The 564-nt window shown below is 74.8% G+C and carries 1 protein-coding gene; it reads left to right on the top strand.

All coding sequences use genetic code 11. From position 1 onward, the window contains the following. The coding region (locus KUM32_RS38980) for an acyl carrier protein (RefSeq protein WP_217146510.1) at positions 1-564 on the top strand (564 nt) is incomplete at both ends.

The raw sequence follows: 564 nt of genomic DNA, 5'->3' as shown, positions 1-564 counted from the left end.
GATCAAGAGCGACCCGGACAAGATCGACGCCGCCGACGACTTCGAGGTCTTCGGCATCGACTCGATCGTCATGATCAGCCTGACCCGGCGGATGGAGGAGGACTTCGGGGAGCTGCCGAAGACCCTGTTCTTCGAGTACGGCAGCATCGAGGAGCTGGCCGACCACTTCGTGGCCGACCGCGCGGCCGACCTCCAGCGCCTGTTCGGCGCCCCCGAGCCCGCCCCCGAGCCCGCGCCGGAGGCCGAGCCCGGGGCCGCGGTCGCCGAGACGGAACGGCGGCCCGCCACACCGGAGCCCGTGGCCGCCCAGCACGCGGCCCCCCGCTTCCGGGCGACGGCCGCCACGGCCACCTCCCCGCGCGTGGAGCCCGCGCCCGCCGGCGCCCAGGACATCGCGGTCATCGGCGTCGACGGCCGCTACCCGGGCGCCGACGACCTGCGGGAACTGTGGGCCAACCTCGCCTCGGGGACGGACTCCGTCACCGAGGTGCCGGCCGACCGCTGGGACCACACCCAGTACTTCGCGCCCGAGGGCCGCACCCCCGGCAAGGCGTACGCCAAGGG

The organism is Streptomyces sp. AC627_RSS907 (assembly GCF_019049165.1).
Note: the sequence above shows the minus strand (reverse complement) of the source record. Positions and strands in the feature narration are given on the sequence as shown.